This is a genomic window from Sulfurimonas sp. HSL-3221 (genome assembly GCF_021044585.1).
GTDB classification, from domain to species: Bacteria; Campylobacterota; Campylobacteria; order Campylobacterales; family Sulfurimonadaceae; genus Thiomicrolovo; species Thiomicrolovo sulfuroxydans.
On record NZ_CP087998.1, the window covers coordinates 1,680,825 to 1,699,543 of the forward strand.

The 18,719-nt window shown below is 58.3% G+C and carries 17 protein-coding genes; 6 read left to right on the forward strand and 11 right to left on the reverse strand.

The features are described 5' to 3' along the window. Nucleotides 1–31: 31 nt before the first annotated feature. Nucleotides 32–1,174 carry a DegT/DnrJ/EryC1/StrS family aminotransferase gene (locus tag LOH54_RS08690; protein WP_231018513.1) on the forward strand — a complete coding sequence of 381 codons (1,143 nt, stop codon included), beginning with the start codon at nt 32–34 and terminating at the stop codon, nt 1,172–1,174. Here the strand turns inward: LOH54_RS08690 and LOH54_RS08695 are convergent. After that, entirely contained in the window at nt 1,171–1,722 is a 552-nt protein-coding gene (locus tag LOH54_RS08695) for a YqiA/YcfP family alpha/beta fold hydrolase (RefSeq protein WP_231018514.1), read from the reverse strand. The two genes, LOH54_RS08690 and LOH54_RS08695, sit on opposite strands and share 4 nt — an antisense overlap. A 4-nt stretch (nt 1,723–1,726) precedes the next feature. Continuing rightward, nucleotides 1,727–2,041, reverse strand: a complete 315-nt coding sequence (locus LOH54_RS08700; RefSeq protein WP_231018515.1) for an Hpt domain-containing protein — start codon at nt 2,039–2,041, stop codon at nt 1,727–1,729. A 139-nt stretch (nt 2,042–2,180) separates the two neighbouring features. Between LOH54_RS08700 and LOH54_RS08705 the strand changes: the two genes are divergently transcribed. Further along, complete coding sequence (locus tag LOH54_RS08705; protein WP_231018516.1) at nt 2,181–2,819, forward strand: response regulator; 639 nt, start codon at nt 2,181–2,183, stop codon at nt 2,817–2,819. Here the strand turns inward: LOH54_RS08705 and LOH54_RS08710 are convergent. The 4 genes from LOH54_RS08710 to LOH54_RS08725 all read right to left on the reverse strand — a co-directional run bounded on the left by LOH54_RS08710 (nt 2,813) and on the right by LOH54_RS08725 (nt 7,597). Beyond that, the gene (locus tag LOH54_RS08710) at nt 2,813–3,346 is read right to left on the reverse strand and encodes a SixA phosphatase family protein (protein WP_231018517.1); all 534 of its coding nucleotides are present in this window, start codon (nt 3,344–3,346) and stop codon (nt 2,813–2,815) included. The two genes, LOH54_RS08705 and LOH54_RS08710, sit on opposite strands and share 7 nt — an antisense overlap. A 45-nt stretch (nt 3,347–3,391) precedes the next feature. Next, on the reverse strand, nt 3,392–3,781 hold the full coding sequence (locus LOH54_RS08715; protein ID WP_231018518.1) for a hypothetical protein: 390 nt from the start codon (nt 3,779–3,781) through the stop codon (nt 3,392–3,394). Between the two features lie 15 nt (nt 3,782–3,796). Beyond that, a complete protein-coding gene (locus LOH54_RS08720; RefSeq protein ID WP_231018519.1) occupies nt 3,797–4,315 on the reverse strand; it encodes a PAS domain-containing protein in 519 nt (172 codons plus the stop codon). A 126-nt stretch (nt 4,316–4,441) separates the two neighbouring features. Continuing rightward, nucleotides 4,442–7,597 (reverse strand): FIST N-terminal domain-containing protein, encoded by a 3,156-nt coding sequence (locus LOH54_RS08725; RefSeq protein ID WP_231018520.1) that lies wholly within the window; start codon nt 7,595–7,597, stop codon nt 4,442–4,444. A gap of 159 nt (nt 7,598–7,756) precedes the next feature. Here LOH54_RS08725 and LOH54_RS08730 point away from each other — a divergent pair, with 159 nt between their 5' ends. Continuing rightward, nucleotides 7,757–9,817, forward strand: a complete 2,061-nt coding sequence (locus tag LOH54_RS08730; RefSeq protein WP_231018521.1) for a hybrid sensor histidine kinase/response regulator — start codon at nt 7,757–7,759, stop codon at nt 9,815–9,817. 65 nt (nt 9,818–9,882) lie between these two features. On the opposite strand, the gene LOH54_RS08735 is transcribed toward LOH54_RS08730, so the two are convergent. The 3 genes from LOH54_RS08735 to LOH54_RS08745 form a co-directional block, all read right to left on the reverse strand. Beyond that, nucleotides 9,883–10,254 (reverse strand): response regulator, encoded by a 372-nt coding sequence (locus LOH54_RS08735; protein WP_231018522.1) that lies wholly within the window; start codon nt 10,252–10,254, stop codon nt 9,883–9,885. Between the two features lie 103 nt (nt 10,255–10,357). Beyond that, nucleotides 10,358–10,927 (reverse strand): ATP-binding cassette domain-containing protein, encoded by a 570-nt coding sequence (locus tag LOH54_RS08740; protein ID WP_231018523.1) that lies wholly within the window; start codon nt 10,925–10,927, stop codon nt 10,358–10,360. After that, nucleotides 10,927–12,159: a glutamate-5-semialdehyde dehydrogenase gene (locus LOH54_RS08745; RefSeq protein ID WP_231021231.1), complete on the reverse strand. Its 1,233-nt coding sequence runs from the start codon at nt 12,157–12,159 to the stop codon at nt 10,927–10,929. Before LOH54_RS08745 ends, LOH54_RS08740 begins: the two co-directional genes overlap by 1 nt. 116 nt (nt 12,160–12,275) lie before the next feature. On the opposite strand from LOH54_RS08745, the gene LOH54_RS08750 reads away from it, so the two are divergent. Continuing rightward, nucleotides 12,276–13,484, forward strand: a complete 1,209-nt coding sequence (locus LOH54_RS08750) for an MFS transporter (RefSeq protein WP_231018524.1) — start codon at nt 12,276–12,278, stop codon at nt 13,482–13,484. Between the two features lie 86 nt (nt 13,485–13,570). Here LOH54_RS08750 and dnaK read toward each other — a convergent pair whose 3' ends face one another. Together dnaK and grpE are read right to left on the reverse strand one after the other, a co-directional pair. Continuing rightward, nucleotides 13,571–15,451 (reverse strand): molecular chaperone DnaK, encoded by a 1,881-nt coding sequence (gene dnaK, locus LOH54_RS08755; protein WP_231018525.1) that lies wholly within the window; start codon nt 15,449–15,451, stop codon nt 13,571–13,573. Between the two features lie 20 nt (nt 15,452–15,471). Next, nucleotides 15,472–16,029 (reverse strand): nucleotide exchange factor GrpE, encoded by a 558-nt coding sequence (gene grpE / locus LOH54_RS08760; RefSeq protein WP_231018526.1) that lies wholly within the window; start codon nt 16,027–16,029, stop codon nt 15,472–15,474. 214 nt (nt 16,030–16,243) lie between these two features. On the opposite strand from grpE, the gene LOH54_RS08765 reads away from it, so the two are divergent. Together LOH54_RS08765 and LOH54_RS08770 are read left to right on the forward strand one after the other, a co-directional pair. After that, nucleotides 16,244–16,633, forward strand: a complete 390-nt coding sequence (locus LOH54_RS08765) for a hypothetical protein (protein ID WP_231018527.1) — start codon at nt 16,244–16,246, stop codon at nt 16,631–16,633. A gap of 68 nt (nt 16,634–16,701) precedes the next feature. Further along, complete coding sequence (locus LOH54_RS08770) at nt 16,702–18,675, forward strand: translocation/assembly module TamB domain-containing protein (protein WP_231018528.1); 1,974 nt, start codon at nt 16,702–16,704, stop codon at nt 18,673–18,675. Nucleotides 18,676–18,719 lie beyond the last annotated feature (44 nt).

The window sequence follows — 18,719 nt, forward strand, 5'->3', positions numbered from 1 at the left end:
GCGCAGACCACTATTAATCGAAAGGAAGGCTATGCACAGCAACACCGTACGCTATATCCGGAACCTCTTCCGAAGCACAGGGGCGGTCCCCCTTCATGCGCCGCGTTTCGTCGGCAACGAGAAGAACTACCTCGGCAGCTGTATCGAAAGTATGGAGGTCTCCTCGGAGGGCGAATACGTCGAACGTTTTGAGGGGATGGTCAATGAATACTGCGGATCCCGTTATGCTGTCGCCTTCAACAGTACCGAATCGGCGATGCGCGTCGCCCTCGTCCTGGCGGGCACCGGTCCCGACTGCGAAGTCCTGACTCAGCCGCTTGCGCACGCCATGACGGCCAATACCGTCGACAGCTTCGGCGCCGAGCCCATTTTCATCGACGTCGAGCGCAAGACGATGGGCATGGACCCCGACCGCCTGCGGGAGTTCCTCGCCTACAACACCGAACTCCGCGAGGGGGGATGCTTCAACCGCCATACGCGACGGCGCATCACCGCCTGCGTCCCGGTCCACACCCTTGGATTCCCCTGCCGTATCGACGACATCCGGACCGTCTGCGACGAGTACGGCATTATGCTGATCGAAGATGCCTCCGAGGCCTTCGGCTCTGCCTACAAAGGGACCATGGCCGGGCGTTTCGGCCGCTGCGGCATCTACGGCTTCGAAGGGCACAAGATTGCCACCTGCGGGGACGGCGGCGTGCTTGTCTGCGACGATGAGGCCATGGCTGCACAGGCCAGGAGCGTCGGGACGATCCCCTATCTCTCAGATGCCCAGGGTGCGGACCAGGGCCGCTTCAGCAGCCGCATGTCCAACCTCAACGCCGCGGTCGGCTGCGCCCAGATGGAACATATCCGCACCATCGTCACCAAGCAGCGCGATCTGACACGCCGCTACCGGGAGTTTTTCTCGGAATATGAAGAGGATGAGGAGCTGCAGCTTTTCCGGATGAAAAAACAGAGCGAGCCGAACTGCTGGCTTAATGCCCTGCTCTTCGAAGCGCCCGAAGACCGCGACGCCTTTTTGGAGGCGACCAATGCCGAGGGTGTCGCCGCACGCGCACTCTGGCCGCTGATCAGCGATCTGCCCCGCTTCAGCGAATGCGCCGGGACCGACGCGGACAATGCCCGCTGGCTGCAAAAGAGGATTGCCACCCTCCCCAGCGGTGTCCGCTAGGCATCGCCGTAAAACGCTTCGATCCGTTCCAGATACTCCCCCAGATTTTCAAAGCGGTGGTTGCCGCCCGCTTCCACAATGACCTCGTAATCGCCGTAGACGGCTTCGGCCACGGTGTAATCCAGAAGCTCGTCCCCCGTCTGCAGCAGTACCAGCAGCCGCGCATCGGGCAGCCGCATTGTTTCGGCGATGCGTGCCAGCTGCAGCAGGTACTCGCTTTTCCACTCAAAGGGCTCGCCGCTGCACCAGAACGTATTGGTGCCCACATAGGGGGAGAGCGTCCGGTAGGGATGGACAGAGGGATTGATCAGTACGGCATCGAGCCCATACTCGCTACTCAGCGCCGTCGCGTAGAATCCCCCCAGCGATGATCCGATCAACAGTGAAACGTCATGCTGCCCGATCAAGCGACGCAGAAACGCCAGCACCTCATCCGGCTCGACCGGCAGGTCCGGGGAGAGTACCTCCGCCTCGCCAAAATACGCTTTCAGCAGTCTGGTTTTCGTCGAGTCGCCGCAGCTGGCGAAACCGTGAAGATAGAGGATCACGACCTCATCCCGCTGCCAGCAGTGCCAGGATCCCTGCGACCTCCCTGGTCGCTTTAAAGGCTGTTTCCAGCTCTGCAAACACCTGCCCCGCGCTGTTATTGCCCATATTCATCAAAAGCCCCTTGAGCGCATGGAGCGACTGGGCCACTTTGTCATTATCCGTGGGGACGGCTTCCGCCAACGCTTTGAGCTGCAGTAGCTCCTTGCGCAGGTCACGCTCCCCTGCGACAAGCAGCGCATCCACCTGCGCTGTTTCCAGGCCGAAGGCCGTGAAATGGTCCCGTGCGTATCCCAAAGTCTCCGTAATCAGCTGCTCCAAATGTTCCTCTCCTTCCGTTTGATTGGGGACAGGCTACCCCAGGATGAATTAAATCGCGTTAAAGCGTGTGCAACAGCCGCTTTCCATCTCATTTTTATTATAATTGGCCACAAAAAAAAATGAGACGGAAGAGAGTGCCATGCTGAATATCATTATCGCCGATGACCATGAGATCGTTCGCAGCGGACTGATCATGCTGATCGAGCAGCAAGAGGAGATGTCTGTCAGCGCCAACGCCTCCTCTTTCGATGAATTGATGGCTTTGCTCGCAAGCGGGGAGTACGCTCTCCTGATCCTCGATCTGAACCTCGGCGACAAAAACGGCATGGAATCGATCGAAAGCGTCAGCGTGCGCTATCCGAATCTGCCGATCCTTGTGCTCAGCGCCTACCCCGAAGACCCCTACGCGCTTCAGGCCTTCCGGGCCGGCGCTTCGGGCTACCTCAACAAGGCCGTCATCGGCGCCGAACTGATACGGGCCATCGCGACCGTGGCCAAAGGCAAGAAGTACATCAGTCCCACCCTGGAAGAGACCATGCCCTACGGCACCGATCTGGACAAGCAGGAGACGGCGATGACCGCCGCGCTTTCCAAACGCGAACTCGAGGTGCTCTCCCTGATCGCCCGGGGCCTCTCCTACAAGGAGATCGCCGCGGAACTGGGCGTCAGCCCCAAAACCGTCTCCACCTACCGGACCCGCATCCTGGAGAAGCTGAACCTCTCCAGTACGACGGAGCTGCTCCGTTTTGCCTTCGAGCACGACATCGCCGTCTACTGAACGCCGGGCCCGTTTCGGTCCAGCACGGCCCGGATCTGCTTCGGCAGGTAGTATTTGAACTGCTTCGGAAAAATAAAAAAGTCGATGGCGCCTTTTTTCTCCTCCAGCTCCTGCCAGCTGCCGATGTCGAATGTCATCGCCACCATTCCCATCGTCGGGATCTTCGAGACATGCTCATCGGTCAGCATATTCGCAAAACCGGTCAACTGCGGATTGTGACCGATGACAAAGATCGTCTCGGCGTCGTCTTCTTGCAGCATGACCGTTTCCAGGATCGTCTCCGGGGGCGTCAGGTAGAGTTCGCTCAGGTAGAGCAGTGGTCCGTCGAAACCCACCTTTGCGGCCAGCTTGTCCGCACTCTCCTGGGCGCGCAACGCACTGCTTGATAGGATAATGTCCGGGACGATCCCCCGCAGCAGCAGGTACGATCCGATCGTGTTGATATCCCGGTATCCCCTGTCGGTCAATCCGCGTTCAAAATCGCTCGCTCCCGGTTCTTCCCAGTCCGATTTCGCATGATGAATCAAATATAACGTTTTGATGGTATCGCCCTTTTGATGCGGGGGACGCTATTAAATGCGCCCCAGCTCCTGAGACATGGTCTTGGCGGCTTTGTCCATGATCATCTTCGCCAGGGCGACATTCCCGTCATCGCGGAAAATGGCAAAGACGTTGATCTTCGCAAAGTTGTCCTGACTGAACTCCCCGGCGCTGTTGATGAGAAAGACGTGACCGTCGTGGGTCTTCGCCTCGATGGAGGAGGCTTCGCTGAAACCGACGTCCAGGGAGGACTCGGTCACCATCCGGAAGGCGTCATTGAAGATACTGGCCGAATAGGGGATGTCCGTTCCCGTATGGTCGTTGTCGATATAGAGGGTCTCACCGGAGTAGTTCAAAACAGCCGAACCGAGGTAGCCGTTCACCGCGCGGAGTCTTTGCATGGATTTGTCAAAATCGATCATTGTCTATCCTTCTTCTTATTTGTTCAGCGACTGCATGAAGTCGTTGAATGTGTCAGCACTCTGGCCGTTTTCCGCGAGAAAATCCATCAACGCTTTCTCCGAAGCCTCAACCCCTTCGCTCTTTTCGATCTCGAGGAGCTTCGCGTAGAGCGGGAGGATGACCTCCCGGGCCTTCTGCGTCATCCGGCGGCGCGTCGAGACGTAGTTTCTGAAAGAGCCGTCGGGGTTCTTTGCCATACGGACCTGGGCCAGAACCAGGTAGTAGCCCCCGTCTTTACAGAGGTTTTTGACAAAGGCATAGACGTCTTTACCCGCTTTGATGTTCTCCCAGAGGTACTTGAAGATCGCCTTGGGCATGTCCGGGTGGCGCAGGATCGCATGCGGCTGATCCAGCAGGTCTCCCTGCGAATAGCCGGAAACTTTCATAAAAATCGGGTTGGTGTAGGTGATGTTCCCTTCAGCATCCGCTTTGGATACGATCATATCCACATCGGTTACTTCATGTTCAACGTCGGTCGGTGTCGGTCTTTCCATTGTCTGGCTCCCATATTATTTTTCACGGAGCAATCTTAACGGAAAGGTACGGTCGGGATATGTAGGGAATATCCTACACTTGCGTGGGGGAGTATCTCTGCCGGCGCGAAGGATGCCGGCGGGGGGTCAAGAGTATTGCCGGAGCACCGCTTCGAGCGTTTTCTCCTCCAGCGGTTTGGTCAGATAGCCGTTCATGCCGCTCTCCAGGAACTTTTCGCGGTCGCCCTCCATCGCATTCGCTGTCAACGCAATAATGGGAACGCTGCTGCCGAGTTCCTCCCGAATGCGTCGTGTCGCATCGAGTCCGTTCATGACCGGCATGTTGACATCCATCAGGATCAGATCGAAGGCAGCGGCTTCCAACTTCTCGAGGACCTCCCGGCCGTTTTCGACAAAGACCGCATCGATGCCGTAATTGGAGAGGAGCAGCTGGACCAGCAGCCGGTTCATCTCCAGGTCTTCGGCGACCAGCACTTTCATATCGCTGTTGATCGCCGCTTCGTCGGTTTCCTCTTCGGGCGGGGCCTCTTCCGTCGGTGCCGCGGCCGTCATAGCAGTATCATAAGGCGTCAGCAGAAGGTCGAAGTAGAACACCGTTCCTTTCCCCTCTTTGCTGTAAAGCTTGAGTTCGCCCCCCATGGCCTCAACCAGCGAAGCGCTGATGGAAAGCCCCAGACCGGTGCCGCCGAACTCCCGCGTCGTCGATTCGTTCGCCTGCGTAAAGGCGCTGAAGATACGGTCCTGCTTCTCCTTCTGGATGCCGATCCCGTTGTCTTCGATGACGAAACGCACCCACTGGCCGTCGCGGGGATGGGTTTCAAGGACCTCGGTGCGCAGCTTGACTTCGCCGGACGAAGGGGTGAACTTGATGGCGTTGGAGAGAAGGTTGATGATGATCTGTTTCAGACGGGTCGGATCCCCCAGGACGATCTCGTGCATGGCCGGATCGAAATGGCTGGAGTAGTTCAACCGCTTCTTGCGGGCGGCGGGCTGCATCAGCGAAAAGGCGATGCTGAGCTCCGAATAGAGGTCGACCGGGATGCTCTCCAGGACCATGTGGTGACTCTGTATTTTTGAAAAATCGAGCACGTCGTTGATGATATCGAGCAGGGTTGCGGAGGAGCGTTCGATGATCTCCAGGTACTCCAGCTGCTGTGGGTTCAGTCCGCTCTTCTTCAGCATGCCGGTAAAGCCGAGGATCCCGTTCATCGGCGTGCGGATCTCATGGGACATGTTCGCCAGGAAGGTTGCCTGGGCCTCTTCCGCTGTCTCCGCCTGCACGCGCGCTTCCTCGAGTTCTGTGACGTCGTTGAACGAGCAGAAGATGTACTGATCATTTTCAAAGGTCACCTGCCGTGCCCGGGCGGAAAAGGTGCGGACGACCCCCTCTTTGTCCTCCATCAGGACCTTGTGGATCCGGTTCGGTTCATCCAGGAGCTTCTGGTACCACGGGTGCGCAACGCCTCCGGCGCTGAGAAAACCCTCTTTGGGAATAAAGAGCGAATTGATGCAGCGCTTGGAGTGCTGAAGGTCCTCGAGATCTTTGAAGGGAAAGATCCTGAAAAAAGCCTGGTTTACCTTCTCCGCTATCCCGTTACGGATAATGAGAATGATGCTCTCATCGTTGTTGAGCAGTTTCTGCGTAAAAGTATGCTCGCGCTTGTAGGCCAGCTGTGTTTCGATCAGGTCGGTAATGTCTTCGCGGATCGCGAAGAACTCTACAATCCTGTTCTTCTCGTCATGCAAGGGAATAATGGAACTTTTGACGTAGTAGTCGCTTCCGTCTTTCCGGCGGTTTGCGAAACTGCCGTGCCAGATCTGCCCCGAGGTAATCGTCTGCCACATCTCTTCAAAGAGCGAATCGGGGGTCTTCGGGCTGCGGACGATGTTATGCGACTGCCCGATCAGTTCGCTGCGCGAATAGCCGCTGATCCGTTCAAAGTTCGGGTTAACGTAGGTGATGATGCCGCTGGGGTCCGTCTTGGAAACGATCAGGACGTCGTTGATGCCGTCAATATGCTCTTTGAGCCGCCTTTCGGCCTTGGCCAGCGACCGCGACTGCTCCTCCAGGGCCTTCGTATTGTAGTCGATCAGATGGAACACCCCCTCTTCGCTGGCATTGACGGCCCGCTGCCGTTTCCGCCCGCCAAGGGGAGTGCTGAAACGTTTGCTCTCCGTCCCGACTTCGCGCAGGAAAAGAATCGTCGACGTAATATTGAGCAGCTCCGCCCCAGACGCGGAGGTATAAAACTCACCGTAGGTAAAAAAGCCGCTCGAAGGGGCGAAGGTATCGATCTTGTCCAGTGCGACTTCAAGCTGCTTGCCGAGGAACTGCTTTCGTGCCGAGCAAGAGTAGATGAAGGCGGCCTGCAGCGCCTGCTCTTCGCGAAGGATGGCGTCCCCGGGGATGTAGCTGTTGACAAGATCGGCACTGCCGATGCCGAACTGCACGCGCTCCCCCTCTTTCAGATTGCCGGCAAAGAGAACGCTCCCGTCCTCGAACGCCCCGATCATGGAACGTGCGACCGGAATGCCGCCGCTGCGCTTGATCAGGGGGAACCCGATCGCCGACGCGGGGAGCTCCCGGACGATGGCTTCCCCGAGCACCTCCCGGTAGAGCTCGCTCGTTGTCTTGCCGTCAATGGTATAGACCCGGTTTTTGTGGGCCCGGGTGATCGTCATCTCTTTACCGACGGGGCGCCACCCGAGGTTAAAATCCTGAAAGACCTCCAGCGCCTCCCCGGTGAGCGCTACGCCGACGGCCCCGCCTTCAAAAACCTTGTCCTGGTGAATGGTAAAGGTGCTCTCGAATCGGAACAGGTCGCCGGCCATGCCGCCGGCAATCGGAATATTGTCGCAATTGGCGGCACGCAGGGCCTCGAGGAAATCGCTGCTGTGGCGGATCCCGTCGGCGAAACAGATGATGCAGCGCGCATCCTCCCGGCAGAGCGCTTCCCCTATCCGTTTTCCAAGCGCATACGACGCCGTATCGACCTCCGAAACGGACCGGATGCCGCTTTTCTCGAATACGGAGATCCCCAGTACCGTCTGTGCTTCCGTCATCACGCCGCCGACGATCTCCCCCGCGCTGGAGGCACCGATCAGCGTGGCGTCGGGCAGCAGTGAAAGTACCGACGCCGCGATCGCTGCGACGGCTTCCCGCTCCTGCAGTGAAGAGAACATCTGAACCAGCACCGTCTTTTTATCGAAACCGACACCCGTCTCCGCCAAGGCTTTTTCGAGCCCCTCTTTGTCACTGTAAATATGGTTGATCTGTATCATCTATCGTGCTGTTTCTCAATGTGTCTTTTTATGTTTTGTCTCAATTGTATCACGAAGTGTAGGCATTTTCCTACAGTTTTTCATCCACCCTTTCAACTATAATCCCTCTCAAAGTTTCAGGATGGGTTCGCCCGTTCGCGCAGATAAGAGGGGATACCGATGCAAAAATTCAACAGCAGCGAACTCAAAGCAATACTCCAGGATACGACGCGCAAGATCGAAGCCGCAGACGGCAACCGGCAGATCAACGCGGCGGCCGAAACGCTTGTCACGACGCTGCTGGATTCCGAGTTCGCTTCGCTCTGGGTTTTTGACGAGATGGAAGCTTCCCTCAGACGCGCCCGCGGAGAGGAGCAGGTCTGCGAGATCTCCATGCTCGACCAGCGCGGCGTTCTGGCCAAAAGCTTCCTCACCCTGACCGGGGGGATCTACAACTATCTCGCCAGCGAGAAAGAGTACTGTCCGGAAACCGACAATCCCGACGAGATCAGGATGAAATCGAAGATCATCCTGCCGCTGATCAACGACGAACGGCTGCTCGGCATCGTCACGGCCTACTCCTCGGTCCGCCACAAACAGAACTTTGACGAAGATGACATGGAGATGCTCGAAACGGTCGCGCCCTTCCTCATCAACGTCATCTACCGTATGTACCCGGAAAAGCAGACGGAGGAAGCGCCCGAGATCTATCTCAGCGAACGTTTGAAAGAGAGCTCCCACGCGATCAGCCGGCAGATCGAGGAGAACGAACATGCGCATCCCACACCGGCTACCTCCGACGAGACCCTCATGTTCCTGGCCAATACGGTCCACGATATCCGAACCCCGGCTAACGCGCTGTTCGGCTTCCTGGAACTGCTCGAAGGTCAGGTCGACAATGCCCGGCTTCTGCAGTACGTCCGCAATGCCAAGGAGAGCGCCCGTTTCATCAACGAACTGACCACCTCCATCCTCGACCGCGTTTCGACACAGCGGGAACGGACGCTCTCCAAGCCGGTACGGATCACTTCGGCGAAGTTCTTCGCCGATATCGCCGCTATTTTCTCGGCGAACATGTCGGACAAGGCCCTCGCCTACCCGGTCTATATCGATCCCGCGCTGCCCAAGGAGATCACCGTTGATGCCGCCAAGCTCAAGCGGGTCATTATCAACCTTGTCGGGAACGCCTACAAATTCACCCCGACCGGGCGCTCCGTGGAACTTGCCGTCGTGTACGACCCAAACGGCGGCACCATGAAGATCGCGGTGACCGATACGGGGATAGGGATCGCCGAGGAGCACCAGCAGGCGATCTTCAAAGCCTTTGAGCAGGCCACGGATGAGACGGCCGCGACGTTCGGCGGCACCGGCCTCGGGCTCGCCATCAGTGCCCAGTATGTCCACGATCTCGGCGGAAAACTGGAACTGGAAAGCGAAACGGACAAAGGGAGCCGCTTCTTTTTCACCCTTCCGCTGCAGAGCGCCAATGCAGCCCCCAGCTTTGCAGCCCCCAAGAACCCGGGCAGCAAGATCGCCATTCTCATGGACGAAGCCAACCTGCCGACGAGCAAGAACATTATGCGCTACCTGCTGCGCATGGGCCTTCCCAAATCCAATATTATCGCGATCCGCTCCGTCGTCCAGACGCCTTCCGACGCCACGCACCTCATCGCATTCCAAAGCAGGTACGACGAGCAGGTGCGCGCGTACGCCAAAGAGAACAACCTCTCCCTTACAGTGATGGAAGAACGGTTCCTCTCCATGACCAAAACGCAGAAAGCCGCGGGGGTTGATGTCATCTCCCAGTACGGTTACTATGCAAGCACACTCCACGCCATGCTTTCAAGCCGCGGCGTCCCCAAAGTCCTTGTCGCCGATGACGACCGCATCAACATCGAACTGATCAAGGCGATTCTCGAAGAGGAGTTCTGTGAGATTGAAACGGCCCAGGACGGGCAAAGCGCCATCGACCTGCTCGCCAAAGGGATCCTCGACGACCAGCCCTATGCCCTGCTGCTTCTCGATAACAATATGCCGAAGATTTCAGGCAATGAAGTCGTCCGGGAGCTGCGGGCCATCGAAAAACAGCACAGCCTTCCGCCGGCCTACGTCGTCTCCATTTCGGGAGATCCCAAGGCGGCTGCATCGGACAATCCCCACTTCGACGCCTATGTCGGGAAGCCCTTCAACAAGAAAGAGATCAAACGGATGCTCAAAGCGGCATTGGCTGCAGGGGATTAGGATCTGTCAGGGAAAAGGCATGCCTGAGGGGATGCATTCTGCCCCAGGCGGCGAAGCGGCAGCGTCTACAGTTGGAGCAGACGGCGGATATTCTCTTTGTACGTCGCCGGCAGTATCGGCTTTTTGAAAAAGGCATCAAAGAAGGTGTGGTCCTGCTCGACCTTCTGAGGGTAGATCGTCAAAGCGGCAATGCGTGTCTGCGCGTTTTTTTCCTGTGCCGCCTTCGCAATCTCTATCCCCGAACCATCCGGCAGGTTCATATCCACCACCATGGCATCATAGTCGTTCTGCGCGATCTTCGAGAGCGCTTCCTTGACAGAGTTCGCCGAATCGATCAGGATTTTCTGGCTTACCTCTTTGGAGAGGGCATCAATGACTTTCGATTCGAATTCGACGATAAAACCGATGTCATCCACGATCAAAATACGTTTGCTCATTGGGTATGCCTTGTAATTTTTTAGGCATTGTAGCGGAGCGCGTGCTTCATTTCTGTAGGTATTTTCGTACAAGACGGAGGGAGCCGGGAGGCGCGAGCCCTCCTCAGCCGATTTCGACGATCTCGTCGGCGCACCAGTTGGCCAGGTCGATCTCGTGGGTGATCAGGAGCATGCCGACCTCTCCCAGGTGGCGCAGCAGCAGCTGCATCACGTCGAGCTGGATGACGTTGTCCAGGGCGGACGTCGGCTCGTCAAGCAGCAGCAGTTTCGGCTTCATCAGCAGCGCGCGCAGAATGGAAGCGCGCTGTAGCTGCCCGCCGGAGAGCTCGTGGGGGAGTTTGTGCAGGAGCGCCTCGTCCAGCCCCATATCGTCCAGATAGCGCGCCATCCCCGCCGTATCCGCCACGTCCCTGATCTGGTTGAGCACCGTGTAGGTGGGATGGAATGAGCTGTAGGGGTCCTGGAAGACCATGGAGGCCGGCAGGGCCTCGATCGTGCCGGCACGGGGACGGAGGTTGCCGAGAATGAGTTCGAAAAGGGTGCTCTTGCCCGCCCCGCTGGGACCGACGATCGCTTTGATCTCCCCCGTTGCGAGTGTCAGGGAAAAGTCGTCATAGAGCGCCCGCTCATGCGTATAGCCGAAGGAGAGCCCCTCAACCCGTAAAACCTGCATCAGCGGATCTGGCCGTTGCCGTAGATCTTGAACTTGTAGGTCGTCAGCCCCTCGATGCCCATCGGACCGCGCGCATGCAGCTTGTTCGTGGAGATGCCAACCTCGGCGCCGAAGCCGAAGGCCCCGCCGTCTGTGAAGCGGGTCGAGGCGTTGACGTAGACCGCCGCGGCATCGACGGCGTTGAGGAACCGCTCCGCCGTCGTATAGTTCTCCGTGACGATCGCCTCGGAGTGTCCCGAACCGAACCGGACGATGTGCGATACCGCCCCGTCGACGCCGTCGACCGTGCGGATGTTGAGGATGTTCGCCAGGTACTCCGTATCGAAATCGGCCTCCGTCGCTTCGGCGACGTCGATGATCGCACGGGTATCGTCACACCCTTTAAGTTCCGTATGCGCCGCGTCAAAGGCCTCTTTGAGCTTCGGCAGCGCTTCGGCCGCAATGGCTTTGTCGACAAGAAGGGTTTCCATCGCGTTGCAGACGCCGGGACGGTCCACCTTGGCGTTGACGGCAATCTTCACCGCCTTCTCCATGTCCGCGTCTTTGTCAATGTAGGTGTGGCACTGTCCCTTGTCGTGCTTGACGACCGGTACCGTCGCATTCTCGCTGACATAGCGGATGAGCCCTTCGCCGCCCCGGGGGACGATCAGGTCGACGTACTTGTCCATCTTGATCAGCTTCGCCACCCCTTCACGTGACGCGTCCGGCAGCAGGGAGATCAGTGCCTCCGGCAGGCCGTTGCGTTTCAGCACCGCGCGCAGTACCTTGGCGATCGCGGCATTGGAATGTTCCGCCTCCTTGCCCCCTTTGAGCACGCAGACGTTGTTGCTTTTAAAACAGAGTGCCGCCGTGTCCGAGGTGACGTTGGGGCGGGATTCGTAGATGATGCCGATGACGCCGATAGGGATGCTCACCTTCTCGATCTTGAGCCCGTCGTCGGTGACCCAGCCGTCGATAACCCGGCCGACAGGGTCTTTAAGCGCCGCGATCTCCTCGACGGCCGTCGCCATGGCGTCAATGCGCTTCTCGTCCAGCAGTAGGCGGTCTTTAAGGGCGGGGCTCAGGCTGTTCTCCTCCGCCGCTTTCATATCCAGGGCGTTGGCTTCGATGATGTCCATCGTCGCGGAACGCATCGCCCCCGCCATCTCCCGCAGCAGGCGGTTCTTCTCCGCGCCGCTGAGCAGCATCAACTCCCGGCTCGCCGCTTTCGCCTCTTCCAAAAATGCATTCATATCGTCTCGCTTTTCCGTCACTTTTTGCGGCCATTATACCAAAGGGCGGCTGTACGGCGCGCTTCGGTTGCGATTACGCTACCATTCTCTCTCAATCTTCCCCGGAGCATCTTCGCGTGAAACACTACATCGCCCTGTTGAAAAACGAACCGCTGCTGCGGCGCATCTCCTCGATCCAGCTCATCGCCTATTTCGGGGCCTGGTTCAGCAATGTCGCCATCTTTACCCTGCTGCTGCAGCTTGGGGCTTCGCCCCTTATTATCGCCACGGTCGCGGCGCTGCACTTCCTGCCCGGGGTTCTGCAGGCCCCCTTCTCCGGCGCGCTGATCGACAAGATCGCCCCGAAGCGGCTGATGCTGGCACTGCTGCTCGTCGAGATCGTCACGACCCTGCCGCTGGTTCTGGTCGACGATGCGGCGCAGCTCTGGCTGCTCTTCGTGCTGGTCTTCGTACGCATGGGGGCCTCCAGCTTCTATTTTACGCTTGAGATGGCGCTGCTGCCGCGCTTTCTGAAGGCGTCGGCGCTCAAACACGCCAACGAGATCCACTCCATCATCTGGTCCGTCTCCTACACCGTCGGGATGGCCCTGAGCGGCATTGCCGTCTACTATCTCGGCGTCAGGACCGCCTTCGTGACCGACGCCGCCCTCTTTGCCGTCGCGTTTGCGCTGCTCCTTCCCGCCGTTTTCCCGCCGCACAAAGCACACGAGACGGCACGCTATCTGACACTGCTCTCGCAGAGCGTCGGCTACCTGAAGCGCAACCCCCTGACCCTGCACCTGATCTTCCTGCACGCCTTCGTCGGCTTTACCGCCTTTGACGGCCTGGTCCCGCTTGCCGCGGAGGCCTACTACCTCCCGGCCGTCGCCGCGCCGCTGGCCATCGGGCTTACGCACGCGTTCCGGGCCCTGGGGCTGGTGGGCGGCCCGCTGCTGCTGGGGCGCTGGATCACCGTCAGAAGGCTGCCGCTGCTTCTGCTGCTGCAGGCCGCTGCCATTTTCCTCTGGGCGGCCCTGCTGCCCCACTTCTACCTCTCGCTGGCGGTCTCTGTCTTTGTGGGCCTCAGCACGACCGTCATCTGGTCCTTTACCTACACCCTGCTGCAGCACCATACCGAGGAGGCCTACTACGGCCGCGTCATCGCCTATAACGATATGATCTTCCTGCTGACGGTCTCTGCCGTCTCGTTCCTGATCGGGGTGCTGGTGGAGTGGGGAATGGGACTGCAGAGCGTCATGGCGCTGCTGGGGGTCGCTTTTATCGTTTCGGCGCTCTATTTCGGCTGGATTGCCCGCCGTTTCGTGCTGGAAGAACCGGGAGTGTAAACAAGGCTCCCGCGCTGATCACGGAAGCCGTAGTGTCATGGAGAAAAAAAGGAGGAGTACTGAAGCGGAGCCCGAAGGCCCCGGTTTTATTCGATTTCGGCGTCGATGACGTCGTCGTCGGCTTTCTTGGCGCCTTCGGAGGCCGCGGCACCGCCCTGCTCCTGCTTGTACATCTGCTCGGCCAGTTTGTGGCTTGCTTCCGTCAGCGTTTTGAGCTTCTCTTCGATCTGCTCTTTGGTCGCGTTTTCGTCCTTGAGCGTCTCTTTAAGGGCGGTAATCGCGCTCTCTATGTTGGCTTTGTCACCGGCGTCGATGTTCTCGCCCGCCTCTTTCATCGCTTTTTCCGTCTGGGCGATCATCGCGTCCGCCTGGTTACGCAGGTCAACGAGCTCTTTACGCTTCTCGTCTTCCGCTTTATGCGACTCGGCGTCCTGGACCATCTTGTTGATCTCCTCTTCGGAGAGTCCTGACGAACCGGTGATCTTGATCTCCTGGCGCTTGCCCGTACCTTTGTCGGCCGCGGAGACGGTCAGGATACCGTTGGCGTCGATATCGAAGGTAACTTCGATCTGCGGAACGCCGCGCGGTGCCGCCGGGATCTCGGTCAGTTCGAACATCCCGAGGGACTTGTTGTCCTTGGCGAACTCGCGCTCGCCCTGAACGACATGGATGGAGACCGCCGGCTGGTTGTCTTCGGCCGTGGAGAAGACCTGGGACTTCTTGACCGGGATCGTCGTGCCTTTCTCGATAACCTTGGTCGCGACACCGCCGAGGGTCTCGATACCGAGGCTGAGCGGCGTAACGTCCAGCAGCAGGACGTCTTTGACGTCACCGCGCAGGACCCCGCCCTGGATCGCCGCACCGAGGGCGACGACTTCGTCCGGGTTGACCGATTTGTTCAGCTCTTTGCCGCCGAAGAACTCGGAGACCTTCTGCTGTGCCAGCGGCACGCGGATGGAACCGCCGACCATGATGACCTCTTTGATCTCGCCTTTGTCGAGGTCCGCGTCTTTGAGCGCGACGTTGATGTGCGTCATCGTCTCTTTGATCAGATCGTCGATCATCCCTTCGAACTTCGCACGGGTCAGTTTGACGACGAGGTGTTTCGGACCCGTTGCATCCGCCGTGATGAACGGCAGGTTGATCTCCGTTTCAGAGGCGGATGAGAGCTCTTTCTTCGCCGCTTCCGCCGCGTCCTTGAGGCGCTGGAGCGCCATCTTGTCTGCTTTAAGATCGATGCCGTTTTCGGACTTGAACTCGCCGGCGAGGAAATCGACGATACGGTTGTCGAAGTCGTCGCCGCCGAGGAAGGCGTTACCGTCTGTGGAGAGGACCTCGAAGGTCCCTTCCGCGATCTCAAGGGTCGTAACGTCGAACGTACCGCCGCCGAGGTCGTAGACGAGAACGTTCTCTTCGCCTTTTTTGTCCAGACCGTATGCCAGCGCTGAGGCCGTCGGTTCGTTGATGATACGCAGGACGTTCAGGCCCGCGATCGTTCCCGCTTCCTTCGTCGCTTTACGCTGGGCGTCATTGAAGTAGGCCGGAACCGTGATGACCGCGTCGGTGACAGGCATACCGAGGTACGCTTCCGCATCCTCTTTCAGCTTGGTCAGGATCTTCGCGGAGATCTCCTGCGGCGTATAGACTTTGCCGGCAACGTCGACCGCCGCCATACCGTTCTTGTCGACGATCTTGTAGGTAACTTTGTCGTGCGCCTCTTTGGCCTTCTCTTCGTTCATCATGAGACCCATGATACGCTTGACGGAGTAGATCGTCTTCTCCGGGTTCGTGATCGCCTGGCGCTTCGCCGGGTCACCGACGAGGACCTCGCCCTTGTCCGTAAAGGCAACGACGGAAGGCGTCGTGTTCTTACCCTCTTTGTTCGGGATGATTTTCGCTTCGCCGCCTTCATAGACCGCTACCGCGGAGTTGGTTGTACCAAGGTCAATACCGATTACTTTACTCATGTGTCGTTCCTCTCTTTTAGTTAGTTTGCAATAACGACCATTGCGTCGCGCAATGTACGCTCTTTATATTTGTACCCTTTTTGGAAGGTACTGACGATCTCGCCGCTCTCGTGCTCCGGGCTGTCCACCTGCTGTACCGCGTGGTGCACGTTCGGATCGAACGGTTCCTCTTCGCCTACCGCCGTAATGCCATGTTTCTCCAGGGCGCTGAGGAACTGCTTCATCGTCAGTTCGACACCCTCTTTCACCTTGGCCAGAAGCTCGGCGGCTTCCATCCCCTCGCCGTCAGCGGCCTTGACGGCCATCTCCAGCGAGTCGACGACCGGGATCAGGTCCTTCGCGAACTTCTCCTGGGCGTATTCAAGTGCCTGGTACTTTTCGCGCTCCAGACGCTTTTTAATGTTGTCAAAGTCCGCGTGGACCCTTGTATACTTATCTTTGAGCAGATCCAGTTCCATTTGGACACGTTCAAGGTCGGAACCGACCTCTTCCGCCTCTTCTGAAACCATCTCCTCAATCATTTCTTCATCATTGGGCAAAGTTTCTTCATTATTAGGCTTGTTTTCTTCCTGAGACATAGCGACTGTCAGACTCCTTTCGAATTGAAATCTGACCAAATTATACTACATGAGTCTATCTATGTCAAGTACTGATTGTAACACTTTGTTCAATATAGTTTAGTCAAATAGACTAAAGTATATTTCTCCCCCCAGTTTGTGCCCTTCAGAGCCCTGTGGCAGGGGAGATGGTACAATTCCGTAAAAAGAAATCCCGCATTCAAAGGCCGTTTACATGAGTATTTTTGCTTTGCAATCGCCGGCGGGAGGTTTTCTGGATGAGGATCTGAAACACTTCAACAAGGAGTTCGACGATTGGTGCGTCCAGTTTGAGAGCTACGAGGATGCGGAGCTCATTGCCCAGACGTTTGACCGCCGAGCAAGCGTCGACATCGTCGAGATCACGCCGCTGAGCTACCCGAAGTATTTCTTTCACAATCTCCAGGGGACCATCCATGCGACGCGGCAGGTCGGCGACACGATCGTCTGTATCGTCGAACCGTTTATGGGCTCGAACTACCGTCTGGCCATTTGCGACCTGAAAACGAAAACCGTCCGGCTGAACCCTACACGCTACAAAAGCGCATTAAGTGTCGAGGGCGCTTTCTCCACCTACACCGAATAGCCGACCGTCGACTGGCAAATGTGTGCAGCGCTATAATAGCTTTAGACCTTTGGATGAAAAGAACCGACATGAAACGCATCACCCTGACGCTCATCGCCCTGCTTTCGCTTGTCGCCATCGTGCTCACCCTCCCCTTCACCCCGCCCGGCAACCGGATCATTGCCGGTATCGTGCAGCAAAAACTCAATGAAACCCTGCCTCTCTCCGCTGATGTTGAAACATTCGACCTCGGTTTCCGCCGTTTCAGCGTCGTCATCCTACTGGAGAGCGCCGGCCGTATCAAGGCGGAAGGAGAATATTCGCTCTTCGACCGGTCACTCTCCGCCCGCTACCGCGCCGACGTGGAGGACCTTGCGTCGCTGAGCGGGCAGAAGATGCAGGGGAGCCTGCAGACCGAAGGAACGGTCAAAGGCAGCCTGCCGCTGCTTGAGATTGACGGGCACACCGATGCCGCCGGGAGTGACACCGCTTACCACCTGACCCTGGCTGATTTCAACCCGGGGGCCCTCACCGCCACGATCCGCCATGCCCGGCTGGAGCAGCTGCTGGCCCTCGCCGGCCAGGCGCCGCTGGCCTCCGGGAGCATCGATGCGGAGATCCTCCTGCACTCCATCGACCCCGCTGCCCTCGACGGGACGGTCGATGCCGTCCTGGCGCAGGGGACACTTGACCGTGCGCTGATCAGCAGCACCTACGGCCTCAACGTGCCCGATGCGGCCCTGAACGCTTCACTGCAGGCACGGCTGCAAACAGACACCGTCACCTACGATGTTAAAACCGACTCCGCCTTGGGGCACCTCACCTCCGACGGGACGCTGACCCCGCAAAACGGAGGAATGGATATCCGCTACGCTTTTTCGATCAAAGAACTCGCACTTTTGCAGGGGTTGACGGGACAGACACTGCACGGGGCCGTCTCGCTTGCGGGACAGCTCAAAGGCGACCGGGAGCATCTCGACGCCACGGCTTCGGGGGAGCTCGCCGGGGGCAAAGGCGCTCTTACAGCCGTCCTCAAAGCCTACGCTCCCGTTTCCGCCGACGTCACCGCCCAGCACCTCCGGCTGGCACGACTGCTGAGCATGCTCGGTTATCCCCGTGTTGCCGATGCCGACGTCTCCGGGCATGCGGTGCTGCCAAGCCTGGACCCGGAGGCGCTCAAAGGAACGATCGACATTAATATGGCAAAAGGGAGCGCGGATACCGATGCCCTCTCCAAACTGCTGGGGCGCCCCTTCCCCGCAAGTACTTTCATGCTCAAAACCCAAAGCCGCCTCAACGGGGAGAACGTCGCTACGGCAGCAGATTTCGTCTCCGACCTCTTCACCCTGCGCTCCGATACGCTGCAGTACAACGTCAAACAAAGCCGCATGACGGCGGCGTACACGGCAGAGATCCCCGACCTGAGCAAGCTCTCCTCCCTGGCCGAACGCCCGCTGCGCGGAAGCGCAAAGATCTCGGGCGATCTCACCTACGACGATGCCCTGATGCTGCATGCGAACAGCAGCCTCTTGAAAGGGGCGATCGCCGCGACCCTGAAGGGAGAGGCGCTTCATGCGGATTTCAAACAGATCAGTACGATAGCGGCGCTGCACATGCTCGTCCAGCCCGAAACCTTCGATGCCCGCTTCGACGGAACCCTCGACTACCGGCTTGACAATAAACAGGGCGAGCTCAAAGGCAAGCTTACTGAGGGGGCCTTCTCCCGCAACAACGTCTTCGATCTGCTGCGCCAATACACCAGTGTCGACCTCTACAAAGAGCGCTTCGACGGTACGACCCTCGCCCGCCTCGACGATACAATGATCGATGCGGATCTGCAGCTGCGTTCCGACCGTGCCGCCCTGCAGACCAAGCATGCGAAGATCGATACCGCAAAAGAGACCGTCCGGGCCGATATCAAACTCGAAGCCGCCGGTGCCGTTATCCCTTTCCGGCTCAGGGGGAAAATGTCCCGCCCCGGCGTCACCGTCGACGCGGGGAAACTCATCGAACAGGAGGCCGGCAAACAGGTTCAGCAACTATTTGATTCTCTTTTCAAGTAAACCGCTCTTTTTTCCCTGCTATGGGGACTTTTATGCTATGATAG